The organism is Paenibacillus sp. FSL H7-0357 (genome assembly GCF_000758525.1).
Classification (GTDB): Bacteria; Bacillota; Bacilli; order Paenibacillales; family Paenibacillaceae; genus Paenibacillus_AQ.
In genome coordinates this window covers 7,293,720-7,320,049 of record NZ_CP009241.1, presented here as the reverse complement: position 1 = coordinate 7,320,049, position 26,330 = coordinate 7,293,720, and the positions used below count along the sequence as shown (strand labels likewise).

The 26,330-nt window shown below is 51.0% G+C and carries 26 protein-coding genes and 1 riboswitch; of the genes, 20 read left to right on the top strand and 6 right to left on the bottom strand.

What is annotated here, in order from left to right; all coding sequences use genetic code 11:
• Window positions 1–16: 16 nt before the first annotated feature.
• Window positions 17–907, top strand: a complete 891-nt coding sequence (locus tag H70357_RS32310) for a DMT family transporter (protein ID WP_038597741.1) — start codon at window positions 17–19, stop codon at window positions 905–907.
• 15 nt (window positions 908–922) lie between these two features.
• Window positions 923–1,525, top strand: a complete 603-nt coding sequence (locus H70357_RS32305) for a flavin reductase family protein (RefSeq protein WP_038597738.1) — start codon at window positions 923–925, stop codon at window positions 1,523–1,525.
• Between the two features lie 264 nt (window positions 1,526–1,789).
• Here H70357_RS32305 and H70357_RS32300 read toward each other — a convergent pair whose 3' ends face one another.
• Complete coding sequence (locus H70357_RS32300) at window positions 1,790–3,658, bottom strand: flagellar assembly protein A (protein ID WP_038597735.1); 1,869 nt, start codon at window positions 3,656–3,658, stop codon at window positions 1,790–1,792.
• Window positions 3,659–3,763: 105 nt separating this feature from the next.
• Window positions 3,764–3,856, bottom strand: a riboswitch (cyclic di-GMP riboswitch).
• 270 nt (window positions 3,857–4,126) lie between these two features.
• On the bottom strand, window positions 4,127–5,230 hold the full coding sequence (locus H70357_RS34700; protein ID WP_052092374.1) for an FUSC family protein: 1,104 nt from the start codon (window positions 5,228–5,230) through the stop codon (window positions 4,127–4,129).
• Window positions 5,231–5,542: 312 nt separating this feature from the next.
• Between H70357_RS34700 and H70357_RS32290 the strand changes: the two genes are divergently transcribed.
• From H70357_RS32290 to H70357_RS32275, 4 genes are read left to right on the top strand one after another with little or no spacing between them, the layout of a single operon-like run.
• Window positions 5,543–6,649, top strand: coding sequence for an ABC transporter ATP-binding protein (locus H70357_RS32290; RefSeq protein ID WP_038597732.1), 1,107 nt, complete (start codon window positions 5,543–5,545; stop codon window positions 6,647–6,649).
• Window positions 6,639–7,451, top strand: coding sequence for an ABC transporter permease (locus tag H70357_RS32285; protein ID WP_038597729.1), 813 nt, complete (start codon window positions 6,639–6,641; stop codon window positions 7,449–7,451). Before H70357_RS32290 ends, H70357_RS32285 begins: the two co-directional genes overlap by 11 nt.
• The gene (locus H70357_RS32280; protein ID WP_038597726.1) at window positions 7,441–8,271 is read left to right on the top strand and encodes an ABC transporter permease; all 831 of its coding nucleotides are present in this window, start codon (window positions 7,441–7,443) and stop codon (window positions 8,269–8,271) included. Before H70357_RS32285 ends, H70357_RS32280 begins: the two co-directional genes overlap by 11 nt.
• A complete protein-coding gene (locus H70357_RS32275; protein ID WP_038597723.1) occupies window positions 8,268–9,341 on the top strand; it encodes an ABC transporter substrate-binding protein in 1,074 nt (357 codons plus the stop codon). Before H70357_RS32280 ends, H70357_RS32275 begins: the two co-directional genes overlap by 4 nt.
• 118 nt (window positions 9,342–9,459) lie before the next feature.
• Here the strand turns inward: H70357_RS32275 and H70357_RS32270 are convergent, their stop codons facing one another.
• The 3 genes from H70357_RS32270 to H70357_RS32260 all read right to left on the bottom strand — a co-directional run bounded on the left by H70357_RS32270 (window position 9,460) and on the right by H70357_RS32260 (window position 11,898).
• The gene (locus tag H70357_RS32270; protein ID WP_038597720.1) at window positions 9,460–10,281 is read right to left on the bottom strand and encodes a class I SAM-dependent methyltransferase; all 822 of its coding nucleotides are present in this window, start codon (window positions 10,279–10,281) and stop codon (window positions 9,460–9,462) included.
• Window positions 10,282–10,354: 73 nt separating this feature from the next.
• Window positions 10,355–11,194: a 1,4-dihydroxy-6-naphtoate synthase gene (locus tag H70357_RS32265; RefSeq protein ID WP_038601075.1), complete on the bottom strand. Its 840-nt coding sequence runs from the start codon at window positions 11,192–11,194 to the stop codon at window positions 10,355–10,357.
• A gap of 11 nt (window positions 11,195–11,205) precedes the next feature.
• On the bottom strand, window positions 11,206–11,898 hold the full coding sequence (locus H70357_RS32260) for a futalosine hydrolase (protein ID WP_052092373.1): 693 nt from the start codon (window positions 11,896–11,898) through the stop codon (window positions 11,206–11,208).
• 523 nt (window positions 11,899–12,421) lie between these two features.
• Here H70357_RS32260 and H70357_RS32250 point away from each other — a divergent pair.
• The 14 genes from H70357_RS32250 (at window position 12,422) to H70357_RS32185 (ending at window position 24,700) form a co-directional block, all read left to right on the top strand.
• A complete protein-coding gene (locus tag H70357_RS32250) occupies window positions 12,422–13,111 on the top strand; it encodes a response regulator transcription factor (RefSeq protein WP_038597714.1) in 690 nt (229 codons plus the stop codon).
• A 153-nt stretch (window positions 13,112–13,264) separates the two neighbouring features.
• On the top strand, window positions 13,265–14,203 hold the full coding sequence (locus tag H70357_RS32245) for an ABC transporter ATP-binding protein (protein ID WP_038597711.1): 939 nt from the start codon (window positions 13,265–13,267) through the stop codon (window positions 14,201–14,203).
• Window positions 14,204–14,282: 79 nt separating this feature from the next.
• Window positions 14,283–14,894, top strand: a complete 612-nt coding sequence (locus H70357_RS32240; RefSeq protein ID WP_156130973.1) for a hypothetical protein — start codon at window positions 14,283–14,285, stop codon at window positions 14,892–14,894.
• 11 nt (window positions 14,895–14,905) lie between these two features.
• Entirely contained in the window at window positions 14,906–15,652 is a 747-nt protein-coding gene (locus tag H70357_RS32235) for an ABC transporter permease (RefSeq protein WP_038597705.1), read from the top strand.
• 26 nt (window positions 15,653–15,678) lie between these two features.
• Complete coding sequence (locus tag H70357_RS32230; RefSeq protein ID WP_038597703.1) at window positions 15,679–16,563, top strand: sensor histidine kinase; 885 nt, start codon at window positions 15,679–15,681, stop codon at window positions 16,561–16,563.
• Window positions 16,564–16,674: 111 nt separating this feature from the next.
• Window positions 16,675–17,145: a MarR family winged helix-turn-helix transcriptional regulator gene (locus H70357_RS32225; RefSeq protein WP_052092372.1), complete on the top strand. Its 471-nt coding sequence runs from the start codon at window positions 16,675–16,677 to the stop codon at window positions 17,143–17,145.
• A 147-nt stretch (window positions 17,146–17,292) separates the two neighbouring features.
• Window positions 17,293–17,694 (top strand): DoxX family protein, encoded by a 402-nt coding sequence (locus H70357_RS32220; protein WP_038597702.1) that lies wholly within the window; start codon window positions 17,293–17,295, stop codon window positions 17,692–17,694.
• Between the two features lie 72 nt (window positions 17,695–17,766).
• Window positions 17,767–18,717, top strand: a complete 951-nt coding sequence (locus H70357_RS32215) for a ring-cleaving dioxygenase (protein WP_038597699.1) — start codon at window positions 17,767–17,769, stop codon at window positions 18,715–18,717.
• Window positions 18,714–19,322, top strand: a complete 609-nt coding sequence (locus H70357_RS32210) for an alpha/beta hydrolase (protein ID WP_038597696.1) — start codon at window positions 18,714–18,716, stop codon at window positions 19,320–19,322. The genes H70357_RS32215 and H70357_RS32210 overlap by 4 nt, the downstream gene beginning before the upstream one ends.
• 664 nt (window positions 19,323–19,986) lie before the next feature.
• A complete protein-coding gene (locus H70357_RS32205; protein WP_442950486.1) occupies window positions 19,987–20,766 on the top strand; it encodes an AAA family ATPase in 780 nt (259 codons plus the stop codon).
• A gap of 164 nt (window positions 20,767–20,930) precedes the next feature.
• Window positions 20,931–22,163: a multidrug effflux MFS transporter gene (locus H70357_RS32200; RefSeq protein ID WP_038597691.1), complete on the top strand. Its 1,233-nt coding sequence runs from the start codon at window positions 20,931–20,933 to the stop codon at window positions 22,161–22,163.
• Window positions 22,160–23,065 (top strand): DMT family transporter, encoded by a 906-nt coding sequence (locus H70357_RS32195; RefSeq protein WP_038597688.1) that lies wholly within the window; start codon window positions 22,160–22,162, stop codon window positions 23,063–23,065. Before H70357_RS32200 ends, H70357_RS32195 begins: the two co-directional genes overlap by 4 nt.
• Window positions 23,066–23,166: 101 nt before the next feature.
• Window positions 23,167–23,520 carry a FlxA-like family protein gene (locus tag H70357_RS32190; RefSeq protein ID WP_038597685.1) on the top strand — a complete coding sequence of 118 codons (354 nt, stop codon included), beginning with the start codon at window positions 23,167–23,169 and terminating at the stop codon, window positions 23,518–23,520.
• A gap of 316 nt (window positions 23,521–23,836) precedes the next feature.
• A complete protein-coding gene (locus H70357_RS32185) occupies window positions 23,837–24,700 on the top strand; it encodes a nitroreductase family protein (RefSeq protein ID WP_038597682.1) in 864 nt (287 codons plus the stop codon).
• Between the two features lie 86 nt (window positions 24,701–24,786).
• Here the strand turns inward: H70357_RS32185 and H70357_RS32180 are convergent, their stop codons facing one another.
• Complete coding sequence (locus H70357_RS32180; protein ID WP_038597679.1) at window positions 24,787–26,268, bottom strand: alpha-amylase; 1,482 nt, start codon at window positions 26,266–26,268, stop codon at window positions 24,787–24,789.
• Window positions 26,269–26,330: the final 62 nt, after the last annotated feature.

Sequence of the window (26,330 nt, the reverse complement as noted above, 5' to 3'; positions counted from 1 at the left end):
AACAAGGGGTGATGAGATGCAGCAGCGGAAGAAAAACATTGCTTTACTTATATTTCTGGTTATTGTCTGGGGGATCAATTGGCCGCTGTCCAAGATTGCTCTAGCCTACGCTCCGCCCTTGTTGTTTGCCGGAATCCGTACGGTTATTGCCGGGGTGATCCTCATTGTTGCTGCGCTTCCTAAAAGGAAGGCCCTTCATTTCAGCAAGCTATGGCCGGTCTATCTGACTTCGGCCTTTCTCAGCATCGTTTTCTATTACGGGTTCCAGACGATCGGCCTGCAGTATATGCCCTCAGGGCTGTTCTCGGCCATCGTCTTTCTGCAGCCTGTGCTGCTCGGTATCTTTGCCTGGATCTGGCTGGGTGAGCGTATGTACGGAATGAAGATGTTCGGCTTGCTGCTTGGTTTTCTCGGGGTAGCTGCGCTCAGCATTGGCGGATTTACCGGAAGTATCTCCGCCTTGGGCGTAGGGCTTGCCCTGGCCAGCGCGCTAAGCTGGGCCTTGGCGACGGTGTATACGAAACGAAATGCGGTACGGGTAGATATGCTGTGGATGACGGCAATGCAGATCATAATCGGGGGCGTCATTTTGCTGGCTGCCGGTTCGGCTGTGGAGAGCTGGTCCGATATTACGTGGAACAGCGCCTTTATCGTGAACACATTGTTCATTTCGGTGTTCGTCATTGCGCTGGGGTGGATGGTTTATTTCAAGCTGATCAATGAAGGAGAGGCCAGCAAGGTCGGTTCATTCACCTTCCTGATTCCGCTGATCTCGATCGGGTCAAGTGTAGTATTATTAAATGAGCGGATTACGCTGAATCTGGTAGTGGGTATGCTGCTGATCGTATGCAGCATTATTCTGGTGAATGTTAAGATAGGCCGGGCCGCACGGCGGCTGACAAGTTAAGACAGGGGGATAATCATGTATATTCAGACGGATGGACAAACAGCGCATGATAATTATAAGCTGCTGATCGGCAGCATTGTGCCCAGACCGATTGCCTTTGTAACCTCGGTGGATGAAGCGGGGATCGTGAATGCCGCCCCGTTCAGCTTTTTTAATATTGTAAATGATGATCCGCCTATGGTCATGTTCTCCTGTGTCCGCAAAGCAGGCGGAGAAATGAAGCATACGCCGCGCAATATAGCCGCGAATAAGGAATTTGTGGTCCATATCGTCGATGAGGATAATATCGCTGCAGTCAACCATACCTCAATCAATGCACCCGGCGGAATCAGCGAACTTGAGCTGGCCGGGCTGACGGCGGTACCCGGACAAGCCGTCAAGGTCCCGCGCGTACAGGAATGCAAGATTGCGATGGAATGCCGGCTGGTGCAGCTTGTGGAGCTCGGGCATTGCGATATGGTTATCGGCGAAGTGCTAGGTTTTCATGTAGAGGATGAGCTGATTCATAACGGCCGAATTGATGTCGGCAAGCTGAAGCCGGTCAGCCGTCTGGCCGGCGCGTCTTATGCAGCAATTGGCCGGACCTTTGAGCTGGACAGACCTCAGTATGAACCTTGATTGGGCTAGGTATTAGCAGCTAGATAGATTGAACTTGAGAATATACACTTAGGGAAAAGTGGCGGAGGGGAATTTTTGGAACTGGAGGAGCGATAGCGTCCGCCTTTAGGTTTGGATTTCTACCGCGATTCGCGGTTAAATTCAGGAAATCCAAACCTAACAGCGGCCGGAAGTCCAAACATTCTCTGGAGTCACGGCCAATCCCAAAATAGAAGAATTATAAGTTCAATCTATATAGATCAGATATTTTGGGGCAGAGGAAGGCTAATGCGCCTGATTTCTTAACCGCAGGCTTTGGGCAGTGAAGACAAGTTCTTCATCTGTCCCGTCGATCTTGGCGGTGTATTCTCCAATCGTCACTTCGCTGTTGCAGATTTTGCGGACTGTAATATTATTGCCGGCGGTAAGCACCGATTTCTCGGAGGACTGCTTCCCTACAGTCTGTGCGCTGATGGAGCCTGCCGCCTCGACTGAGGAGTCCGTGCACTCCGCTTCGTTCATTACGAAACGGACATCGCCGGAAGAGAACAGCTGGCTGTGCAGAATCCCCTCCTTATGAACATGGAGATCTCCGCCGGATTTAATAATGCTATGCTGTGACGAGGCAATGTCGATCTGTGTATTCTCCTCCTGCATCCCGGATATGGCGTCATGCAAATCCTGCAACAGCCTCAGAAAGGTGCTTAGAACAGCATCCGTGAAGAAATCGGTGAACTGCCCCGGGTGCAGGAATACCTCCAGCATATGTCTTAATTGCCCGGTGTCGATAGGATAATCGGGATTCATCCCGGCAATAACATCCTGGAGATCACTGATCAGGCCGGGGAGATGGTCATATTTGCTTTCCAGCAGCAGCATAACGACCAGACCGTATTTTACGGTTTGCTGGCGTGATTGGACGGTATTCGCCAACTGCTGCGACGCTTTTCTCAGACTGGTCATTTCCTCCATCAAGAGAGCGGAGTACATGCAGAGGCGGTTATGTCTCGCTCCATAATGACCGGAGTACAATTGGCTGCTGACAACCTTGCCCTGGACAAAAATGCTGCCTGTAGCTGTGATTGTCGCATGCGTAACATCGCCGTATATGTATACATTTCCCAACGCCTCAAGGATGGTTTGGTTTCCGATATCATTAGTGGCGACCACATCACCCGGGAACATCATTTTGGCGGCTTCGGGGTCCGTATCCCCGGGAACAAGATATGTCTGGGGGAAATCAAAAACCTTGCGGTTCAGACCGCATCCCGTTAAGCGGGGCCTTCCCTGGCGGAGGGAGACGATCCCGCCGTCCGCCAGCAGGGTTGTACATTCTTTAGTGACCAGCTGAATGTCTTGCGGCGGCGGGGAGGGAATAATTCCGCCATACACGTCGATGCCGGGCACTCCCTCTTCCGCAGGCAGCTTACAGGCAATGACCTCTCCCTCCTGGACAAAGGGAACCCTTGGATGGTTCGGGAAATCTGCAGGATCGGCAGTCCGAATGAATTCATATTCCCTGTCCTCAGCAAATAACAGCTCCAGCCGGGCATTCTTGCCGGGAATAGGGGCTTTACCCTCAGCGATGCAGACCGGGAGATAGGTAGGGTTGTTCAGCTCTGCATAAAGAGCTGGAATATTGAGATCGCGCATAATGGAGCTTTTCTTGAAGCCGGCGATAATCTGGTCCACCGTAAGGGTGGACAGCAGCAGGCCGCAATTTGGTTCCGCCCGGACCGTGACATCTGCTGCAGCCGGGGAGCTGGCGAGCTTCCAGGCGTACTTTTCTGCACGGTAGAGCGTGAAGTAGACCTTCAGTTTATCTTCGGATACGGTAATCTGATACTGCGGCTTCTCGCAAATCTCCCAGGTGATACGGTCTGTGGGGGTTACTTCCGTAGGATCTGTCACCGTCTTCCGGTTAATATTCAACACCACAGGGTGAACGGAGGAAATGACAGCGGGTTTGCCGCCGGGCAGAGGAGGAGTGATGAATATTTGGTTGTTCTGTACGATAATACGTCCGTTCTTATCCTCATCTCCCCCACGGAGCGGCTTAGCCTGCACAGAGGGCAGAGCCGGAAGATCGGGGTTCCCGATTGGCGTTGTGGTATGAAATACATGCCTGAATTTCTCGATGATATGCTGTGGCATTACTCTAACCTCGCTTCTTCGTATAATCAATGGCATCTGTACAGAAAAGAGCATCATGGACTATGATAGATTGTCTTAATCTACCGGTACCCAAGTCACATCTCAATTGGCAGCCTGGCGACCATGAATGGATAGTCTCACATTCTTAGGCCCATCGCTTTGCGTCCTGCCCTTTCGGGAAGTTTGCCTTTAAAAAAATAGATCAATGATATACATTCAGCATGAGGTCATTTAATCGACTCAAATCGACAGGGAATGTTCAATACTGGATTGGTTGCCAAAATAAATCTACAAACAAGCTTAATTCTAGTACTTTAGTATTAATTTTTCAACTTATTAATAATAAATCTCTCTGGTATCCCTTTAAAAGGGACGGCTTTGAGTCCAAGCGATATTACAAGCAAAAACGACCCTGCCTTTTTCTCAAAGGACAGGGTCGTTTCTGCAAAAAAAAGGACGCTCCCAAGCTTATAGCTTGTGGGAGAGCCCTCTTTTAACAAGATGTACGGCGCGCGCGCTTCCGGACCGGACGGAGGCTGGTGCCGGTATAACTGTGGCTGCATAATCGGCCCGTTCAATTTCCTCCAGCACCCGGTTAAGATGGGAGAAGACGGCTCCGAGATCGCGGACTGCTGTCAGCGAGCATTGACCCTGCAGCTCGGAGAACCAGGCGAACTGCAGATCCCGGGCACGGCGCAGCGCTTCGGGGAGCGAACGGGTGCATTCGGCATCGGACAAAGTCTTGGTTCCATACAAGGCGATGCAGTCTGCGGTTGCCGTTACGACCTCTGTCATCCAGTCAGCTGCGGCATAATGTGCAGGCAGGAGGGAAATCTCCTCGGCGATCTCCTTGACGTAGCGGTGAACCTTCTGCAGATGCGAGGTTGCCTGTGTCAATGACCGCAATCCGCCGCGGCATTGATAATGGGATAACGTATAGTGCAGCTCTTTCTGCTGCTTGTCGCTCTTCGCCAGCAGTTGTCCGGAACGCACCAGCCTCTCCGGAGCCTGCTTGGAACTGCTGCTCTCTGCGGCGAGTCCGGTCAAGGCATCGGCCAGCAGCAGGGTCCCTTCCAGTGCCAGGCGTTTAACCTTGACGAACCCCCCGGGGGGGACGATAATCATATTTATTATTAAGGCAATCAGCACGCCGATTAAGGTCTCCGCGACTCTCCACACGATATAAGGGTCCTGATAAAAGGTCAATGCCAGCACGGAGGTCACACCGACCTGGGAAACGGCTTGAATGTTAATCCGGCATGCGGTGGCCACACCGATGCCGATCAACAGCATCAGCAGAATAGACAGTGCCCCCACGTCGAAGAAATGGCCCACGAGCAGGCTGACAATTCCACCGAGCACAACGCCCATCAGACGGTAAATCCCTTTTTCCAGCGAAGCCTTGACGCTTCCTTGGGTGATAAGAATTGCGGCAAGCGGTGCAAAGTATAAATAACTGTCGCCGTGCAGGCTGTGAACCGCAAGCCAGGAGAGTGAAGCAGCAATCGTAACGCGTATCATATATAGAGATAATCCGAATTTTTCAAGGCGGTCCTGCAACCCCTCGTTCATGTTAGTCATCTTCTTTCACATCAATAAGAGAACATTTTTAGGTTTTCAGCAATTTTCATTATAGCACTCAAAAACAACAATAACGGGTACAGTTTTTACGAACTTGTTAAGTTTCTGCGCTGCATTTTAACATTGTAAGCTATCGCATATATTGCATTAATCCTATATGCTATATATATTGAAGTGTGTCGAAGGAAGGGAGGAATTGTCGCTTATCAGCGCTGAGCATGCCACTTTAGATTGTTCCCTGCGAGAAGCGGGTAAAATAGGTTGTACTACATAAGGTAAGGGAGGTCGTTAGCCATAACTACCCTGGAAGGCACTATTATTTCTTTTGACCAGGTTACCAAACAATACGACGATGAAGAAGCCGTGTTAAAAGGAGTCAGCTTCGAGATCGAACGCGGCAAATTCTATACACTGCTGGGACCCTCGGGCTGCGGAAAGACGACAATCCTGCGTCTGATCGCCGGGTTCGCTGAACCAACGGAAGGTTCCATTTATTTGAACGGCAAAATCATCAACCACATTCCCGCCAACGAACGGCAGGTCAATACGGTATTTCAGGACTATGCCTTGTTTCCGCACCTGAACGTATTTGAGAATGTGGCCTTTGGACTGCGGATCAAGAAGCTTAAGAAAGAGGTCATTACGCAAAAGGTGCAGGAAGCGCTGCGCTTCGTCAACCTTGTAGGCTACGATCAGCGGGCCATTAATGAAATGTCCGGCGGACAGAGGCAGCGTGTAGCGATTGCCCGGGCCATCGTCAATGAACCGCAGGTGCTGCTGCTCGATGAGCCTCTTTCGGCACTTGATCTGAAGCTGCGCACGGAAATGCAGTACATTCTGCGGGAAATGCAGCAGCGGCTGGGCATTACCTTTATCTTCGTTACCCATGACCAGGAGGAAGCGCTGGCCATGTCCGACTGGATTTTTGTCATGAACGGCGGACGTATTGAGCAGAGCGGAACGCCTAACGATATTTATGATGAGCCGATCAACCGCTTCGTGGCTGATTTCATCGGCGAGTCGAACATTGTGCCCGGTGTGATGATTGAGGATTATATCGTTGAATTTAACGGCCACCGCTTTGAATGTGTGGATGCGGGGCTGAAGCCGAATGAAGCGGTGGAGATCGTGATCCGTCCGGAGGATCTGGAGATTGCTGCCGTTGAACAAGGCAAACTGCGCGTCCGCGTGGATTCCCAGCTGTTCCGCGGCGTGCATTACGAGATCAGCTGCTACGACGGGTCCGGCCACGAATGGCTGGTCCATTCCACGCGCAAGGCGGAGGTCGGCAGCGAGATCGGGCTGTATTTCGATCCGGAAGCGATTCATGTTATGCGTTTCGGGGAAACGGAGGAAGAATTCGACAGACGTCTGGAAGCTTACGGCGAGGTGGAGAGCCATGAAGAGTAAGGGCCGGTCGTATTTCCTCATCCCTTATTACTTATGGATCGCCCTGTTCGTCATAGCGCCGGTGCTGCTGGTTGTCTACTACTCCCTGTTTGATCTGGACGGGCATCTTACACTGGACAACTACGTGAACTTCTTTACACCGGTATATATGAAAATGATGCTCAACTCCTTCTGGTACGCGATCCTGATTACGCTGTTCTCGCTGCTGGTGGCTTATCCGGCGGCGTATCTGCTGACCCGGACGAAGCATAAGCAGCTGTGGCTACTGCTGATTATCCTGCCGACATGGATTAATCTGCTGCTGAAGACGTATGCCTTTATCGGTATCTTTGGGACCTTCGGGCCGGTCAACAATGTCTTTGACCTGCTGGGCATCGGAGAGCAGCAAATCCTCTTTACGGGTTTCAGCTTTGTCTTTGTCTCGGTATATATCTTTATCCCGTTCATGATCCTGCCGATCTTCAGCGCTCTGGATGAGCTGAACCTGTCCCTTGTAGATGCGGCCCGTGATCTGGGTGCCTCCGGGTGGACGACATTCCGGCGGGTCATTTTCCCGCTGACCATCTCCGGGGTGCGCTCCGGCTGCATGGCGGTATTCATTCCGGCGCTGTCGCTGTTTATGATTACCCGCCTTATCGCCGGCAACCGGGTCATTACGCTGGGCACCGCCATTGAGCAGCATTTTCTGGTCACTCAGGACTGGGGCATGGGCTCTACTGTTGCCGTCTTCCTGATTGTTATCATGGCGCTGTTCATGATTCTGTCGGGCAGCTCGCGGAAAGGGGTGCGGCATGAGAAGTAATAAGAATGGGATTTCAAATCTGTACCTGGTGCTGGTCTTTGCCGTGCTGTACGCACCGATCTTCTACCTAATGTACTATTCCTTCAACAGCGGCGGGACGATGCATGGCTTCGAAGGCTTCACGCTGGATTATTATCGTGAGGTTGTGCAGGATACGCGGCTGATGATTATTATGATTAACACGTTGGTGATCGCCTTGCTGTCTTCGGCGATTGCTACGCTGATTGCGATCATCGGGGCGCTGGCCATCCAGCGCATCCGCAGCCGGAGGGCTAAGAATACACTGCTCTCACTGAACAACGTGCTGATTGTCAGTCCCGATGTCATTATCGGCGCGTCTTTCCTGATCCTGTTCACGATTGCCGGGATCAAGCTCGGCTTCGTGTCGGTCCTGCTCTCGCATGTCGCATTCAGCGTGCCGATTGCCGTGCTGATGATTCTGCCGCATCTGCAGGACATGAGCCCGACGCTGACCGATGCTGCGCGTGATCTCGGGGCCAGCCGCCGCGATGTGCTGACCAAGGTGATTCTGCCGATTATTAAACCCGGGATCTTCAGCGGCTTCTTTATGGCCCTTACCTATTCACTGGATGATTTCGCGGTGACATTTTTCGTGACAGGCAACGGGTATTCGACGCTTTCGGTGGAAATCTATTCCCGGGCGCGGCAAGGTGTATCCCTGTCGATTAACGCGTTGTCCACGCTGATCTTCCTCTTCACCATCTTGCTTGTCGTCGGTTATTATTTCCTGAACCGCCGGAAGCAACGCCCGGCGGTTCATATCGCAGAGCCGGCCGCTGAAGTGGGGGTGCCTAGATGAAACAACTGGTGAATGCTTTTCTGGCGATTCTCATCGTCGCATTTGGGCTGATGTTCCTGGCTTCCAGGCTGAATTCGGCTGAGGGCTATACGGGCGGCAATACGCTGACCATCTATAACTGGGGCGATTATATCGAACCTGAACTGCTGAAGCAGTTCGAGGAAGAAACCGGGATTACGGTCATTTACCAGACCTTTGATTCCAATGAGGCGATGCTGACCAAGGTCGAGCAGGGCGGGACAACCTTTGATGTTGTTGTGCCTTCAGACTATGCTATCGCCAAGATGCGGGAAGAGAAGCTGCTGCTTCCGCTGGATCACAGCAAGATTCCGAATCTGGCCAATATTGATCCGCAGTTCATGGATCTTTCCTTCGATCCGGGGAATCTGTATTCGGTGCCGTATTTCTGGGGGACAGTAGGCATTATCTACAACCCGGAAATGACGGAGGGGATTGATTTCAGCAGCTGGGATTCCCTGTGGGACAGCAGGCTGAACAATAATATCTTCCTGGTTGACGGGGCCCGTGAGGTCATGGGGATGGCGCTGAACAGCCTGCATTATTCCGTCAATGACCGGAATGAGGATCACCTGCAGGAGGCACTGGCCAAGCTGAACAAGCTGTCTCCCAATGTGAAGGCTATTGTCGGTGACGAGGTCAAAATGCTGCTGGCGAACGAAGAGGCAGCCGTCGGGATCGTATGGTCCGGCGACGCCTCAGAAATTATGGATGAGAACGACAAGCTCGATTATGTGGTGCCGGAGGAAGGTTCGAACAAATGGTTCGACAACATGGTCATTCCGCGCACGGCAGCCAATGTGGAAGGGGCGCATAAGTTCATCGACTTCATGCTCCGTCCCGATGTGGCGGCGAAGAATGCAGAGTATGTCGGTTATTCTACACCTAACGTTCCAGGGCTTGCGCTGCTGCCGGAGGATATTTCCGGAGATACCCGCTTCTATCCGCCGGCTGAAATTACCGACCGGCTGGAGGTTTACGACAACCTCGGCAAGCGGATGCTCGCCCATTACAACGAGCTGTTCCTGAAGTTCAAGATGAACAAGAAATAAGCTGGTGGTAACCATAACATGCCAGTTAGTCATAGCCAGTAGAAAGCGCCCAAATGCGGAGTTTCCGTATTTGGGCGCTTTTTTTTGTTGGGGCGGTGAAAGATAGCCGTTTCACGTATTATTTGATCCCGACTCTCATCCGGTAGCTGATGTGTACCGGCAGGGTCCGGCTCTGGAAATACTGCTCTACCGCTGCGGAGAAATCGGAAATAAGCTGCTCCAGTGCGGAAGAACCGAGCTTCAGAACGGTTTGAATGCCGCCTTGACTGAGTGCCAGCCCGACATAACGTTCGGCATCACATTCTTCTGTATTATGAAAAACAATTTCCCGCGCAAAGGAGAAGCAGCCGCTGGCCTCTATCCGGCCCAGATGTCCCTCTTTATCCCATTTATGCGCCTGTTCGGCGGCTGGCTGGAGTACATCAAGTAGTTCATCGGCGGCGGATATCAGCTGTTTGTAGCGGGTTTCAATATCCGCCTGTAATACGAGCGGCCAATCGCAGTCATAAGCGGCGAACACCCCGCCTTGGCGCAGGCAGCGGGAGATTTCCTGCAGTGTGCTTACCGGCTCCATCCAGTGGAACGACTGGGAGCAGGTGATGATATCAACACTGCCAGAGTCAAAGGGCAGCTGGTTGGAGTATCCTTGGACAAAGGACAGGGATTGTTGCTGTCCTTGCCGGGCAAGCTTGTCAAGCGCTTTGGCCAGCATGTCGGGGTTAGGTTCTATGCCGACTACAGAGCCGGCACCCTCTCTCCACAGAAAGGTGGACAGTCCTGTTCCGCAGCCTATGTCGGCCACGAGGGCAGGGCGGCTGCCCAAGTAATTCGTCAACAATTCAGTAACCAATTGCGGGGCTTCCGGGCGGTAACGGTCGTATTCGTCCTGAAATCCCAAGAAGCGGTCGATGTTTTGCTTGCTGTTGCCTGCAGGAATCATTGAATCCTCTCCCATCACTGATCTTTAGCTTCATTGTAAATTTAAAAGCTTCCGAAGTCATCTGTTTGATGCTCTAACGAAGCAGCTCAGGAGCAACGGCGGGCACGAGACCCTCGGCCGCGGCGCGGTTCAGCAGAGCAGAGATTGCTGCGTAGCCGTCCTCCCCGAGATTCATCGAGAACTCGTTCACGTAAAGATCAATATGTGATTTGGCGACTTCCGGAGACAGCTCCTGGGCGTGGTCCAGGACATAATCTCTGCTTGCTGTAGGATGATCCCAGGCGTACTGCAGTGAACTGCGTATCCAGCCGGAGATGGCTTCGCTGTCCAGATCGCGGCGGGCGATAATTGCCCCAAGCGGTATAGGCAGTCCGGTATCACTTTCCCACCAGTTGCCAAGATCGGTCAGCATGTGGAGACCGTAGGAAGGATAAGTGAACCGGGCTTCGTGAATCACCAGTCCGGCATCAATCTGCCCGTCACGCACAGCAGGCATAATCTCATCGAAAGGCATGACGACGATTTCGGATGGGCCGCTCGGCACCTGCTGCGCAGCCCACAGCCGGAACAGCAGATAGGCGGTGGAGCGCTCGCTGGGTACGGCGATTCTGCGGCCCGACAGCTCCTTGGGATGCTTGATCGCGCCCGGCCCTTTGCGGGTCAGCACCAGCGGGCCGCAGCCCCGGCCAAGTGCGCCGCCGCAAGGCAGCAGCTTGTACCGCTCCAGCACCCAGGGAAGGGCAGCATAGGAAATTTTGAGCACCTCAGGCCCGGCGCCATCAGCAGCCAGACCGTTCGTAATATCAATATCTGCAAAGGTAACATTCAGCTTGGGTGCATTCTCTACTAGCCCGTGCGCCCAGGCATGGAACACAAAGGTGTCATTGGGGCAAGGGGAAAAGGCAATATTCAGTTCGGTTGTCATTACAGCACCTCCAGTAGTATCGCAGCCGCGGCCGCGAGGGCATCCATGGCTTCATTGATTTTCCACGCCGCCCGGTCGCGCGGGCCGACCGGGTTCGAGATCGCGCGCAGCTCCAGCGCCGCGATCCCGAAGTGCCGGGCGGCCACGGCAACCCCGTGGCCTTCCATCGCCTCCGCGACGGCACCGGGATGCCGCGCGGCCAGAGCGGCGGCCGTCCCGGCGGTGCCGGTCGCCGTTGACACGGTAAGCACAGGGCCTGTGCTTACCGTAAGCCCGGCCGCTGCGAGCGCGGCCGCAACTGCCTGCACCGTGCCGGAGTGGCCCGGCACGGACACGCGGCCGAAGCCGAGCTCGGCCGCGCTGCGGAAGCCCTCCGGCGTCTCCGCCCCGAGGTCGGCGGCAATCATCTCGCTGGCGAGGGCCAGCGAACCTACGGGCGCCCGCCCGGGGAACCCGCCGCCGATCCCGGCGCTGATAACGCAGCCGTAGCTTCCGGCTGCCAGAGCGGCGGCGGTGCCCGCCGCTGCTGCCGCGGTGCCGGCACCCGCAGCAATGACGTGGAACCTGCTGCTGCCCCTCAGGCCGCGCAGGACCGCCTCCCGCTCGGCTTCGACAGCGGTTACGATCAGCACGCGCGGCAGGGCTTCCTCCACGGCTTCGCCGGTCGAGGTTGAAGTATGATCTGCCTTCATTACTCAGCCTCCTTCTCTATAGATGAACTTGAAATAGCACAAATAAACCGCTGGTTGCGGCCTGATCTTTTATTGTTTCTGCTCACTTTTGAAAGTCTACGCCGTTTTAGGAGGCAGGTCAAATTCGCCGGGGAATTTCTAGACGGGTTAGCTGAAATCAAAATGATTTGATTATAATGCTATATAGAATGAAATTAATCACTACCCAAAAGGGCAAGTAGTAGCGGAGGGGAATTTTGGAACTGTAGGAGCGATAGCGACCGCCTTTGTCACCGGATTTCCACCGCATATAGCGGGTTAAATCAAGAAATCTGGGGACAACAGCGGCCGGAAGTCCAAATATTCACCGTAGTTACGTCCTCGCCCAAATGGGGGAATCTTATGTTCAGTCTATATAGTAAGCGTATTTTCAAGGCTTAGTGTTAAAATAAAGGGGAAAAGGAAGATTTTATACCCTGGAAATCCAGCAAATTAGCTGTGAGCAGAATAACCGGATCTCAAGTTAATCAAGAGGTGTGATGAAATGGAGCATATACTGATTGTCGAAGATGAGAAAGAAATAAACGGATTGCTTCACAGCTTTATATCCGGACATGGTTATTTAACGACCTCTACATATGATGGATTAGAAGCCTTGCAGCTTATTCAAACGGAAACCTTTGACTTAATATTGTTAGACCTGATGTTGCCGTTTAAAAGCGGTGATCAGATTCTGCTTGAACTGCGCAAACATTCTGCAGTTCCGGTGATAGTGATTTCTGCCAAAGATACAACACAAACCAAAATAGATCTTTTACGTATTGGAGCAGATGATTACATCACAAAACCCTTTGATCTCGACGAGACTTTAGCCCGGATTGAAAGCAATTTGCGGCGTAATAAAATGCAGATGAATACTGCCGGCTCCAAATGTCTGATCTATAAAGATATTGAGCTGGATGATATTAATCATCTTGTAGAGGTTGCAGGACGCGAACTTGCACTTACTGCCAAAGAATACGGGATTTTGGCGCTGCTTATGAGGCATCCGGACAAAATATATTCAAAAGCAAATTTATTCAGGAGTATATGGAACGAAGAATATATGAGCGAGGATAATACGCTTAATGTCCATATTAGCAACATACGCAATAAGCTGAAGGTCATCAACCCTGACCAGCAATACATAGAGACTGTCTGGGGAATTGGCTATCGCTTGTATAAGACTACATAAACTAAATTTAATCATAGTCACGAACAAAGACTTTATGGATTCTTTAAGATACGCTGGTTTAATTTAAGAATTTATTTAAGGTTTTATTCTAAAATAGGCAGCAACCACAAGCTTCTGTACTTTAGCTTATTTTATATAAGGAGTGTGACAGAGATGAATGACACCATTCTTATGACCAAAAACCTCACCAAGAAATACAATCATGTTTTGGCCTTGGATAATATTAATTTAAGTATTGAACGGGGGAAAATTTATGGCTTCATCGGTCAGAACGGAGCAGGAAAAACAACGTTGATTCGCTTGATTGTAGGATTATCCTTTCCCACAAGCGGCGAGCTGTACCTTTTTGGGAAAACAGGAAAACAGGCTCTGCAAGAGCAACGTAAACGAATAGGCTGCATGGTCGAAACACCCGCGCTTTACCCCAATATGACTGCTGTACAGAATTTGGAGGTTCAGCGTATTCAGCGTGGTATACCTGATAAACAGGTAATCAAGGAAACTTTGGAGCTGGTCGGTCTGAATGACAGTAGTATAGGAAGGAAGGCTGTCCGTAATTTTTCTTTGGGAATGCGGCAGCGGTTGGGTATTGCAATTGCATTACTTCATGATCCTGAATTACTCATTTTAGATGAACCCATTAATGGCCTTGACCCCATGGGGATTGCTGAAATGCGAATTTTACTGAAGCGCTTGAATGAGGAACGCGGTACAACGATATTAATATCCAGTCATATCCTTAATGAGCTTTATCAAACGGTGTCGCAATACATATTGATTAATAAAGGTACCCTGATAGAAGAATTAACGCAAAATCAGCTGAATGAAAAGTGTAAACGCCATATTGCGCTGCAAACCAATAAGGTTGAGAATGCATTGCTCGCATTAGAGAGTCAGCTGGGCATAAAAGAGTATCAGGTAATGCCTGATGGCACTATTAAATTGTACGATCACTTGGATGACATGGAGGCTATCTCTGCGGTGCTTATGAAGGAAGGTGTACTGATAACCGGAATGGCACTGGCTGGTGATACGCTGGAAAGTTACTTCCTCCACCGTATTGGGGGAGAAAACAATGTATTGTCTCATTAAAGCTGAAATGTACAAGCTGAAGCATGATAGAAGTTTTTTCGTCCTGCTGGGACTGTCAATAGTCCTTGGAAGCTTCCTTATGCTTGATCAAGGGGGACTAAGCGGGTATGAAAGTATCTTTGCATCTTTGTATAACGCACCCATATTAATGCTGTTGACAAGTGTATTCGGAGCCCTTTATATCGGAAAAGATCTTGCCGACCATACGCTTTACCAGACAATATGTGCAGGGCATAAACGCTATCATGTGTTTTTTAGCAAAGCCATAGTATTTATAGCCGGATCAAACATCATTTTATTAATGCAACCGGTTCTGATCATTTCTATAAACACGTTTATTCACGGATGGGGACATTCTTCATTCTGGTCAGATCTTGATTATCTAATTTCTTTATTTTTTACAACAGCTGTACTAAATGCTGCGATGTGCGGAGTTTCTCTAATAGTAGCCTTTACATGCAAAGATGTCGGGAACACATTATCAATCCCGGCGTTGCTATATTTTCTAACTATATTCCTGCTGAATGGTCCACATGCAAAAGAGATTGCAAGGTTTATTCCTTTGGGACAGTTGAGACTTTTAATAGAGCATTCTTCATCATTAGGAGCAGCGCTGCTTGTCGGGATGATTTTTCTTGCGGTTTTGTGTTTCGCTGCAAGCAAGATTTTCAATCGTTCAGAGTTACATTAAAGGGGGATACAATGAATAATCTTATGCAAATGGAATGGTACCGTTTAAAATATAATAAATTTTTTATCGGTTGTTCGCTGCTATGTATAATTTATGGAGTATTCGCCAGCAAAGGTTATGTTGCCGATTTGACTACACGTGTAGATGCTATAGGTATCTTCACTGCAATGGTCTATGATTCCACCATTTGGCTGGTTTTGTTCTCTGCTATCGCAGCTTTACTGATTGGACAGGATTTCACCAATCGTACGATACATTTGGAGGTTGTAGCAGGCCATTCCAGAATAAAGATCTTTATTAGTAAATGTCTCATTTATTTAGCCGTTTTCAACATTTTAATGCTGATAAGTCCCATTGTGGGAAGCATAAGAATGTCTTTTTTGCTGGGATGGGGAGACTCTTGGAATAATGATGTATTGTATATCCTGCGTGTGGTTGGTTTTTCTGTATTACTTAATAGTGCGGTGTTTTCTGTTTGCATTTTTTTTGCATTCATATTCCGGGACTCGGCTAGAACAGTTTCTGTCTCTATGATTGTTCTTTTTGTAAGTGCCATGTGCATCGCCTATGCTGGACCTATGGGGTGGTATGATTCGTTGCCTTGGTTGCGTTTTTTACCTATGAATCAAATTAGAACATCATTGGCCTATTCGCTTTCCACAGCACAAGTTTCAGAAATTTTACTCTCAGGGCTGGTATATCTGCTTTTTTTCATCTCACTTTCATTTCAGAGATTCAATACATGTGAATTAAGATAAAAACGGGGAAAGAGGCGCTATAATAGATGCTGTATATTATTATCCTATTAGCGATAATGCTTGTAACACTTATGTTCCGCCTCTTTTCGCTTAGAAAGCAAATACGCAATATCACAAAACAATTGATAGAATTGTCAGCCGGAAATATGGATAAGAAGCTGGACATTTCATTGATTGATAAGGATGTCACCCTGCTGGCTGCAGAAATTAATAAGAATCTGACCAAGCAGCGCGAACTTCGGTTTAATATGATCAGAAGCGGAAAACACTTGAAAGAATCCATAGCGAATATCTCGCACGATCTGCGGACACCGCTAACCTCAATGATCGGCTACCTTCAGCTTTTGCAAAAAGGACATGTAACTTTAGAGCAGCGTGAGCAAATCGTCATTACTTTACGAAAAGCAAATCATTTACAAACCTTGATCAAGTCATTTTATGAATTGGCTGTACTTGATTCAGAGCATATTCAACCGGAGTTTCGAAATGTTAATTACTCTAATGTAATCATGGATACCGTTGCAGAATGTGCAACGATGTTTGAGCAGAGGGGCTTGCATCCGCAGATATCACTCCCGGAAGAAAGCGTATTTGTTTGGACTGACGAAGAGATGCTGCGGCGTATTTTACAGAATTTGCTCGACAATGCGGCGCGGTATGCCATGAGTGATATCAGGATCACCCTTCTGAATAATGGTAGAACAGAATTGATTTTGACAAATGCAATATCCAGTTCACAAGACATTAATCCGGCGCGGTTATTTGACCGCTTCTATACTTCAGATGTATCACGAAGCGCGGGAAGTACAGGATTAGGATTGTCGATAGTCAAAATACTGACAGATAAATTACGCGGAACGGTCAGTGCCGAGTTAATAGGAGATCATCTGCAGATCAAGATTGTTTTATAGATTTGAAGGAAATAAAAACTGTTGACAAATTTCCCGCGCAGGATTATATTTATCTTAACTTAAAGATAATTAACTTAAAGATAAATGCCGAAAGCATTGGAGGTGTACAATATGAGTGACTACAATGAGTTGATCAGCAAGACGGCTGGCGCATCGGATCAGGAGCAGGCTTCATCACTGAAATTGTTCGTGGTCTTGTCCAAAGCTTATAAGAGCCTGATGGATCTGGCAGTAAAGGATATGAAGAGCCATGGTTTAGCTTCTGCCGAGTTTATGATCCTCGAGGTGCTCTATCATAGAACGCGGATTCCGCTGCAGCAGATCGGAGAGAAGATTCTCGTTACCAGCGGGAGCATCACTTACAATATCGACAAGCTGGAGAAGAGAGGACTGCTGAAGCGCGTTCCCTGCAGCGATGACCGGCGCGTAACTTATGCGGAGATTACCGAAGCGGGCCGCGAGCTGTTTGACGATATTTTCCCCCGCCATGTTTCTTCTATTCACGGGATGATGGGCGGTTTGAATCAGGAGGAGAAGGAACAGGCAATAGAATTACTAAAGAAGCTTGGTAAAGGCATTTAGGTTAGCGGCGTTCTCCTAAGAACGGGGCGGGAAGCTTGCTTATCAGCGTTTACCAGGCCAGCAGCAAGTACAAGGTTCAACTATATTTTTTTAGCTAATATCTTAAGGTTAAGATAATTAAATTCAAGAGAATGGAGAGGGTATAAAATGGTTAGTGTAGGGTTGTTATTGATAAGATTGGTGATCGGGATTGCTTTTATCGGACATGGGGCACAGAAGCTGTTTGGCTGGTTCGGAGGATACGGTCCAAAGGGCACGGGCGGCTGGATGGAATCCATCGGCATTAAGCCGGGGGTCGCGATGGCCGTGCTGGCAGGAATGCTGGAGCTTGTCGGAGGCTTGCTGTTCGCAGCCGGACTCCTGACTCCTGTAGCCGCAGTATTGATTGCCGCAACGATGCTCGGCGCGATTATCAAGGTTCATGCTCCGAACGGATTTTGGTCGACGGCCAACGGAATCGAGTTTCCATTAACGGTGCTCGTAGTCGCAGTAGGTGTGGCTTTGACCGGAGCAGGTTCGATTTCGCTGGATGCCCTGTTTTTTAACTAAATCGGATTATACGCCAGATGTTCATCTATTCAAACTTATCATCTAAAAAAAACCTTAGGGAGATGACTTATAATGACACTTCAAACTGCAGGGATTCACCATATTACAGCTTTTGTCGGAGATGCTCAGCGTAATGCCGATTTCTATGCCGGAATTCTCGGCCTGCGGCTTGTAAAAAAGACAATTAACTTTGACGCCCCCGAGGTTTACCACCTCTATTTCGGGAATGAGCAGGGTGCACCGGGCACCATTATTACCTTCTTTCCTTGGTCGACAGGGCGCAAAGGCCGGATTGGCGGCGGGCAGGTTGGCGTAACCACTTACGCGATTCCGGTTGGTTCGATGGCTTTCTGGGAGCAGCGGCTTGCCGCATATCAGATTCCGGTTACCCATGTAACCCGGATCTCTGAGTCTTACCTGTCTTTCAGCGATTACGATGGACTGCGGATTGAGCTGGTGGAACGCGAAGCAGGTCCGCGGAGTACCTGGTCCTTTGCCGGAGTGACTGCGGAGCATGCCATTAAAGGTTTTGGCGGGGCTGTGCTCTACAGTACAAATCCCGAAAAAACAGCTGATACACTTACCCGTACACTCGGAATGGAGCTGATCGCCAAGGGAGACGGTTATATCCGTTACGGCTCTACTGCCGATCTCGGCAACATTATTGATCTTAAAGACTCGCCGGTGCCGCAAGGAGCCGGAGGCTCGGGAACCGTTCATCATATCGCCTGGCGCGCTAAAGATGATGCCGAGCAGCTGGAATGGGGACGCCATGTGCAAAGCCACGGCTACCAGCCCACTCCGGTACAGGACCGCCAATACTTCAATGCCATCTACTTCCGTGAAGAAGGCGGAATCCTGTTCGAGATTGCTACCGATCCTCCAGGGTTCGCCAATGACGAGGCTCCGGATGCGCTGGGCCAGAAGCTGATGCTTCCGGCATGGTTTGAACCGCACCGTGCCCTGATCGAAGAGAATTTGAGCCCTTTTGAAATCCGGGAAATTGAGGTGAAGCAGGGATGATTCATGTTTATCGCAAAGGAACAGACGCCAACCAACCAACACTAGTATTATTCCATGGCACAGGTGGAAACGAGCAGGATTTGCTGCCGCTGGCGGAGCTGCTGGCTCCCGGCGCTTCTGTACTGGGTATCCGGGGAAATGTGCTGGAGAACGGCATGCCGCGTTACTTCCGCCGTCTGGCTGAAGGTGTCTTTGATGAAGAGGACCTGATCTTCCGCACCCATGAGCTGAAGCAGTTCCTGGATGTAGCTGCGGCGCAGTACGGTTTCGATGCAGACAATCTCGTAGCCGTCGGCTACTCCAATGGAGCGAATATCGCCGGCAGCCTGCTATTTCATTACGGAAACCTGTTCCGTTCGGCAGTGCTGCTGCATCCGATGGTGCCGCTCCGGGGGCTTGCGATCCCTTCGCTTAACGGCGTTTCGGTCTTCATCGGTGCAGGCACCAATGATCCGCTGATCCGGGCAGAAGAAACGCGGGAGCTGGAGCAGCTGCTGCAGGGGGCGGGGGCTGAAGTTACCTCCCACTGGGGTAATCAGGGGCACCGCCTGAGCGCGGCCGAGGCTGAAGCAGCCCGTGATTGGCTGAACCGGAACAGCAAATAATTTCAGGAAGGCTACAACTACAACCGCCTGCGGGGCCGCTGATAAGTGACGTAATGTCGCTTAGAAGCTCCTGCGGGCGGTTTTTGCTGTCATGATATTGCGCAAGCCAGCCTGCTAGAGCATGTCTTCAAACTGGAAGGGCTCTGGGGAAGCAGGGATTTAGTACAGAAATAGGGTCCCTTAAAAGCCCTCAGCGGGTTCGTTTACTCGTACCGGACTCAGGAGACGCTAAGGAGAGTAAAACCCCTGTTTATTTTCTTTTTCGGATCCAGTGGACCTTATCTGCTCTGCATTCTATCTAAAAACGGCCATCAGGGAGAAATAACTGCACTGGAGTCCGTTTCCCTACTGTAACAGGCTAAAAGCCCAAAATAAGTGCAACTCGGTCCGTTTATGCTGAGAGCCAGGAATACACTTTCCGGACACGGACGCACACACGTGCGTCCCTTTATTTCTGTTTAAATCCATCTAATCCTCCGGCAGCGTTCTGGTTTTTGCCTGCAGATAGCCATAGGGTGTAGCAAATTCCTCCGGTTTTTGGTACGATGGACTTTAATCGTAATTGTTACTATTTAATATCATGAATGTAAGGAGTCTACCCAACGTGAACAGCAGCAAAAAGAACAGCAACCCCGCCCGGCTGCCCCGGGCCAAGGGATTGGATATGGCAACCGTATATACACCAAAGGAATGCGGGCGCAAGGTGCGGCGCATCATTCTGAATGGGGTCAACCGGGCCATTGTGGATGAATTTATTACGATCCAGGGCATGAAAGAAAGATTTGAGGCGGAGGATGTGCCTATGCCGAGCAAAATGGTGATGTTCGGTCCTCCCGGCACCGGCAAAACGCTGACCGCATTTTATATCGCGCACCGCCTGGAGCTTCCGCTTGTTCTGGTCCGCCTGGATACGATTATTCACAGCCATCTTGGTGAGACCGGAAGCAATGTGCGGAAGGTATTTGACTATGCCAATGCTGCACCTTGTGTGCTGTTTCTGGACGAATTCGATGTGCTAGGCCGAATGCGTGATTCCGGCGATGAGGTGAAGGAGATGGCACGGGTGGTCAACACGCTGCTGCAATGCCTGGATGAGTTTCATGGCGAAAGTATTTTTGTCGCCGCTACCAACCTGGAGGAAGAGTTGGACCCTGCGGTGTGGCGGCGGTTTGATACGAAAATGACGTATTCGCTGCCGACGGAGGAAGACCGGCTTCAGTATATTGGGCTGTTTGTCGGTTCTGAACCGGAGGCGCAGGAGCTGTCCCGCCGGATGGCTGAACTGCTGGCGGGCTGCAGCCTTGCTGATATCGAGCAAATTGTATTGAAAGCCAAACGCAAAGCGATCATCGAGGATGCCCCGCTGGATTACAGACACATAACCGGAGCCTACGCCGAATACAACCCGCACCGGAAAGCCGTTGCTTCTGAGGTACATAGATAATGCAGGACTGCCTATCACTATGGACGGGCGACCTGTACATGCACTGAAAGTTCAATGGGATAAATAGGGAAAAACATTGAACAACATGCCCCGCATCAGGTAGTATGAAGAATACAAAAAAACTGGCCTGAGGCCTGCTGCGGAAAGGTTGACAATAATTTACCATGATCAAAATACAAAACGATAAGAATTCGCTGGCCGCAGAAGGCCCATCGCGGAAACAGCGGCTTCAGCTTGCTGTCATTCTGGGGGCTATTGCCACCATTGGTCCGCTGTCCATCGATATGTATTTGCCTGCGCTTCCCGCGCTTGGCGAACATTTCGGCACCAGCGCAGCGCTGGTACAGCTCAGTCTGACCTTCTTTTTGCTGGGGCTGGCCTTGGGGCAGCTTGTGGCAGGGCCTCTGAGTGATGTCCACGGGCGCCGCCGTCCGCTGCTCATCGGCATGCTGATTTATGCGGTATCCTCGCTGCTCTGCGCCTTCAGCCCCTCGATCGGGCTGTTGGTCGGGCTGCGCTTTATCCAGGGCCTGGCCGGCTCGGTAGGGGTGGTCATCTCCCGGGCGGCGGTCCGCGATCTGTACAGCGGCTCCGAACTCACGAAGTTTTTCTCGCTGCTGATGATCGTCAATGGTCTGGGGCCCATATTCGCTCCCGTTATCGGCGGGCAGCTGCTGAGAATAACGACCTGGCAGGGCGTATTCATTGTATTATTTGCAGCCGGGCTGCTCTTTTGCGCCACCATTCTGCTGCGGCTGCCGGAGACGCTGCCGAAGGAGCGGCGCGTAAAAAGCGGGCTGTTAGGCACGCTGCGCACCTTCCGTGATCTGCTCCGCAACAGGAAGTTTATAGGTTATGCACTCTCTCAAGGGTTTGTTACAGCGGCGATGTTCGCTTATATTTCCGGCTCTTCATTTGTGCTGCAAAATATTTTTGGAGTGTCTCCGCAAATGTACAGTCTGATCTTTGCCGTTAACGGGCTGGGGATTATTATGTCCGGCCAGATTGCCGGAAGATTGTCCGGACGGCTGGGCGAAGCGAAGCTGCTGGCCAGCGGCCTCCTGCTCTGCACACTGGGAGGTGTTGTGCTGCTGATCACTATTCTGGCGGGAGGCGGTCTCCTTCCCATCCTGATCTGCCTGTTCGCTGTGGTTTCCAGTGTGGGAATGGTGGGCACTACCAGCTTCTCGCTGGCGATGCAGGATCAGGGAGAAACCGCAGGCAGCGCTTCAGCGCTGCTGGGTCTGCTGCCGCTGCTGCTTGGCGGCTGTGTCGCTCCGCTGGTCGGCCTTGGGGGTGACGAAACGGCGCTGCCGATGGCGATCGTGATCGCGGGTGCCGGGGTTTGTTCTATCCTGTCCTATCTGCTGCTCTGCAAGAGAGGGGAGAAGAAATGAGCCGTAAGGATTTCTCCATTCTTTTGCTGTTGGCCTTTTCCTGGGGCGCTTCCTTTCTGTTTATGAGAATTGCTTCTCCCGAATTGGGGCCTGTTGTTACGACAGAGCTGCGCGTTACGCTGGCAGCAGCAACCTTGCTGCTCTTTGCAGCGGTCACCAAGCGGAAGCTGGGGATCTGGCAGCATTGGAAGCAGTTCCTTGTGCTGGGCTCCATTAATGCCGCGCTGCCCTTCACACTGATCTGCATGGCCGAGCTGCACCTTAGCGCTTCGCTGGCAGCCATCCTCAATGCCACCACACCGATGTTCGCTGCACTTGCTGCTTGGGGAACGCAACAGGAGAAGCCGGGACTGTCCAAGTCTATAGGACTCGTGATCGGCTTGCTCGGCGTAGCAGTGCTGGTCGGATGGAGTCCGGTGCCGCTCTCCGGCAAGGTTCTGTTGTCTGTGTTTTTCTCTCTCGGAGCTGCACTTGCCTACGGCTTCGGGGGATTATACGCTGCACGCGTGGGCCGTGGCCTTGCGCCATTGGCGCTTGCTGCAGGCCAGCAGCTCGGGGCGGCTGTAGTGCTGCTGCCGCTGGCGGTAATTTTTGCCCCCCGGGAGCTGCCGTCTTCGGCAGCGGTTTTTTCCGTACTCGGTTTGTCATTCATTTGCACTTCCGTGGCGTATCTCTTGTATTTTCACCTGATCCAAAGTGTCGGCGCGGTCAAGACCGTCAGCGTTACCTTTCTGGTCCCCGTGTTCGGGCTGATGTGGGGTGTAATCTTCCTGAATGAACCGGTCTATGCCAATACGCTTGCCGGTCTGGCGATTATTCTGCTTAGCGTAACGCTGGTCAACCGCAAAACCCGGCCAAAAACGGCTCAGGCAGTGGATGAGAGTGGTCAGAGCAAGGTCTAATCCAATTCATAGCTTCGAATACTTTCAGCAAACCTTCAGCGCATTTTAACGTTCCTTTGGGGTGGAAGGATTATAGTGTAGAGGTGAAAGGAGGAATGTGAATGAATATTTCATCCGCATCATCTACATCTTCCGCTTCCTATACTGCTTCCAGTGCTACCGATACAAGTGCGCTGGAGAAGCAAAAAGCGAAGCTGCAAGCCGACCTGGAGAAGATCGGGGCCAGCAAGGACGACGAGAAGACAAAGGAAACCAAGACCAAGCAAATTGAGCAGCAGATCAAGCAGATCGATGCGCAAATTGCCCAGAAATCCAAGAACAGCTCCGCTTCCGCAAACAGCAGCAGCACACCACCTGAGAAACCTGCAAACAGCAATACGCTTGCTGCGGCAAGCGCGCAAGAGATCGCTGCTGCCACTACGGACAGCGAAGGAAGATTTGACATCCGCGTATAAGTACGCACCCGAAGCCAAGTAAACAGCTTACCCAAAAAGAGGACATCCTTTGCCGTGAGGGAGTCCTCTTTTTGGGTGCAGAAGCAGCCGTCACCGGCGTATTGAAATTCCCCCTAAGGCGGGCTCTGCGTCTATACAGCATGGTCTATAGATGTTAATATTAGTATGTGAAAAATATAACTAACTAAACCTTTGCTCTTATTAAGATCTTATTAAGATTGCAGAATAAGCAATCATAAGTATCCATCATCACTTGGATGGCTCCTGTTTCCACAGGCGCCATCTTTTTTAAAATAATGAAGGGGAGGGACATCAGATGGGAATTCCGGTTATGGATATTATCGAGAAGCGTAAATCTGTACGGACTTATGAAGCCACACCGATCGGGGAGGCCGTCCATGCTTCCATAATGGATTATCTGAGCCAGGAGGATAATCTGCATGGGCCGTTTGGCGGAAAGCCGGGAATTGAGTGGGTCTGGGCCAAAAGCGGGACAGAGGACGGAAAAAACGTGAAGCTGGGGGCTTACGGTATCATCCAGAATCCGCAGGCGTACTTGGTCGGCAAGGTCAGGAACGACAAACTGGCGCTGCTGGAATTCGGGTATGTGTTTCATAGGCTGATTCTCTATGCCACCAGCCTGGGACTTGGCACCTGCTGGCTTGGCGGGACGTTCAACCGCAAGACCTTTGCCCGCGAAATCGAGCTTGCCCAGGGCGAGATTATTCCTTGCATCACGCCGCTGGGGTATGCACGGGAGAAGCAGCGGCTGCTGGATGCCACGATGCGCTATGTCGTCAAAGCTGATCAGAAGAAGCCTTGGCGGGATCTGTTCTACGACACCGAATTTGGCAATATGCTCGCTCCCGAGTCAGCCGGGAAGCTTGCGCCCCCGCTGGAAATGGTCCGGCTCGGCCCTTCCGCTTCAAATAAACAGCCTTGGAGAGTGGTAGTCTCTCCGGACCGGAAGCAGGCCCATTTCTACCTGCAGCATACGCCGAATTACAGCGGCAACAAGCTGGGCTTTGAGATGCAGCGGATTGATATCGGGATTGCCGCCTGCAATTTCGGGCTTGCCTGCCGTGAACTGGACATTGCGGGGGAATGGACTGTTAATGATCCGCAGCTTGATCTTGACGGACCGCTTACAGAATATATGCTGAGCTATAAACTCAGTTGAACCGGAACGTCAACGTATATAACAAAGAGGTGAACTAACGGCTGCCGGTACGGCGCGTAGTTCACCTCTTTTATTAAATAGATGCTTTATGCCGGATCGGGCTCCTTGTCGCCGTTATCGGGCAGAGCCCAGACAGAGACACTTCCGCCGTTTACCGGGAAAACCGCCCAGCCATCCTCACCGATGGTTATATTGTCCTCGCGGTTATGGGTGAAATCCTTCCAAACTTCGCCTGCGCGTTCCTCGCCGAGGAACATCCGCTTCTCCCCCTGATCTCCATTGGAGATGACTACGGCACAGCCGGAGCCTTCGATTTCTTCCACACCGCGCCGCACCCAGCCAATCGTATTGGGGTGGTCGAAATAATCATCCTGCTCTCCGTATGCCTTATGGTACCGGGTGTAGAGCAGCGGATCAATGGCGGCTTTCTTGCCTTCCACCGGAGTTGGTCCGCCGATGCCATAATAATCACCGTAGAAGACAACCGGGTATCCGTCACGCCGCAGCAGGATCAGGGCATAGGCACTTTGCTTGAACCAGTCGCCGATCCAGGATTCCAGCGCTTCATGGGGCTGCGAATCATGATTGTCAACAAAAGTTACGGCATTGCCAGGGTGGGTCTGGACGAGCGTATCGTTAAAGATTTGGGTCAGATCAAAGTCCCTGCCCGCCAGTGCAGCCGAATACAGCTTGTAGTGAAGCGATACATCGAACAGGTCGATTTGATAATCCACCGTGTTGAGGAATTCCCGGCAGGCCTCGAGATTCGAGTTCCAGAATTCGCCGACAATGTAGAAGTCCTCACCGCGTTTTTTACCCATTTCGGCAGCGAATTCTTTGATGAATTCATGATTGATATGCTTGATGGCGTCCAGCCGGTATCCGCTGCACTGCAGCGTGTCGACCAGCCATTTGCCCCATTCCAGCATCTCATGCCTAACTTCCTCATGGCTGTAGTCGATGTTGGCGAACATCAGATAATCATAGTTGCCGAACTCGTCATCCACATTCGGGTTCCAGCTCTTGTTGTCGGAGGCAAGCTTGAATACGCCGGTCCGGCTTTCCTTGGCATCGAAATCGGTGCCGTTAAAATGAGTGTGGTTCCATTTAAAGGCGGAGTACTGGTCTCCACGTCCGGGAAAGGTGAATTTGGTCCAGCCTTCAATCTCGAACGGTTTCGAAATCTCCTTGTTGCGGTCGTTCGGATCAACCTCGATCACCTGGAACACTTCGGTCTCGTCGGCGCCCGCTTTATGATTCATCACCAGATCCACATAAACAGCGATGCCGTTCTTTTGGCATTCGGCAATCGCCTCCACCAGTTCCAGCTTGGTGCCGTATTTGGTCCGGATGGTCCCCTTCTGGTCGAATTCGCCCAGATCGTATAGATCATAGACACCATAGCCTGTATCCTCGCCAGAGACAGCCTTGGTTACCGGCGGTACCCAGACAGAATCAATATAGGCGGCCTTCAGCTCGGTGGCAGCATCAGCCAGCCGTTTCCAGTGGTTCCCGTCCGCGGCGACATGCCATTCGAAAAACTGCATCATCGTATGGTTTCTCTTCATTTCCGTTTGGCCTCCTTTAAAATTATGATATGAATGGATAAATACGATTGTTGTCGTGCTTC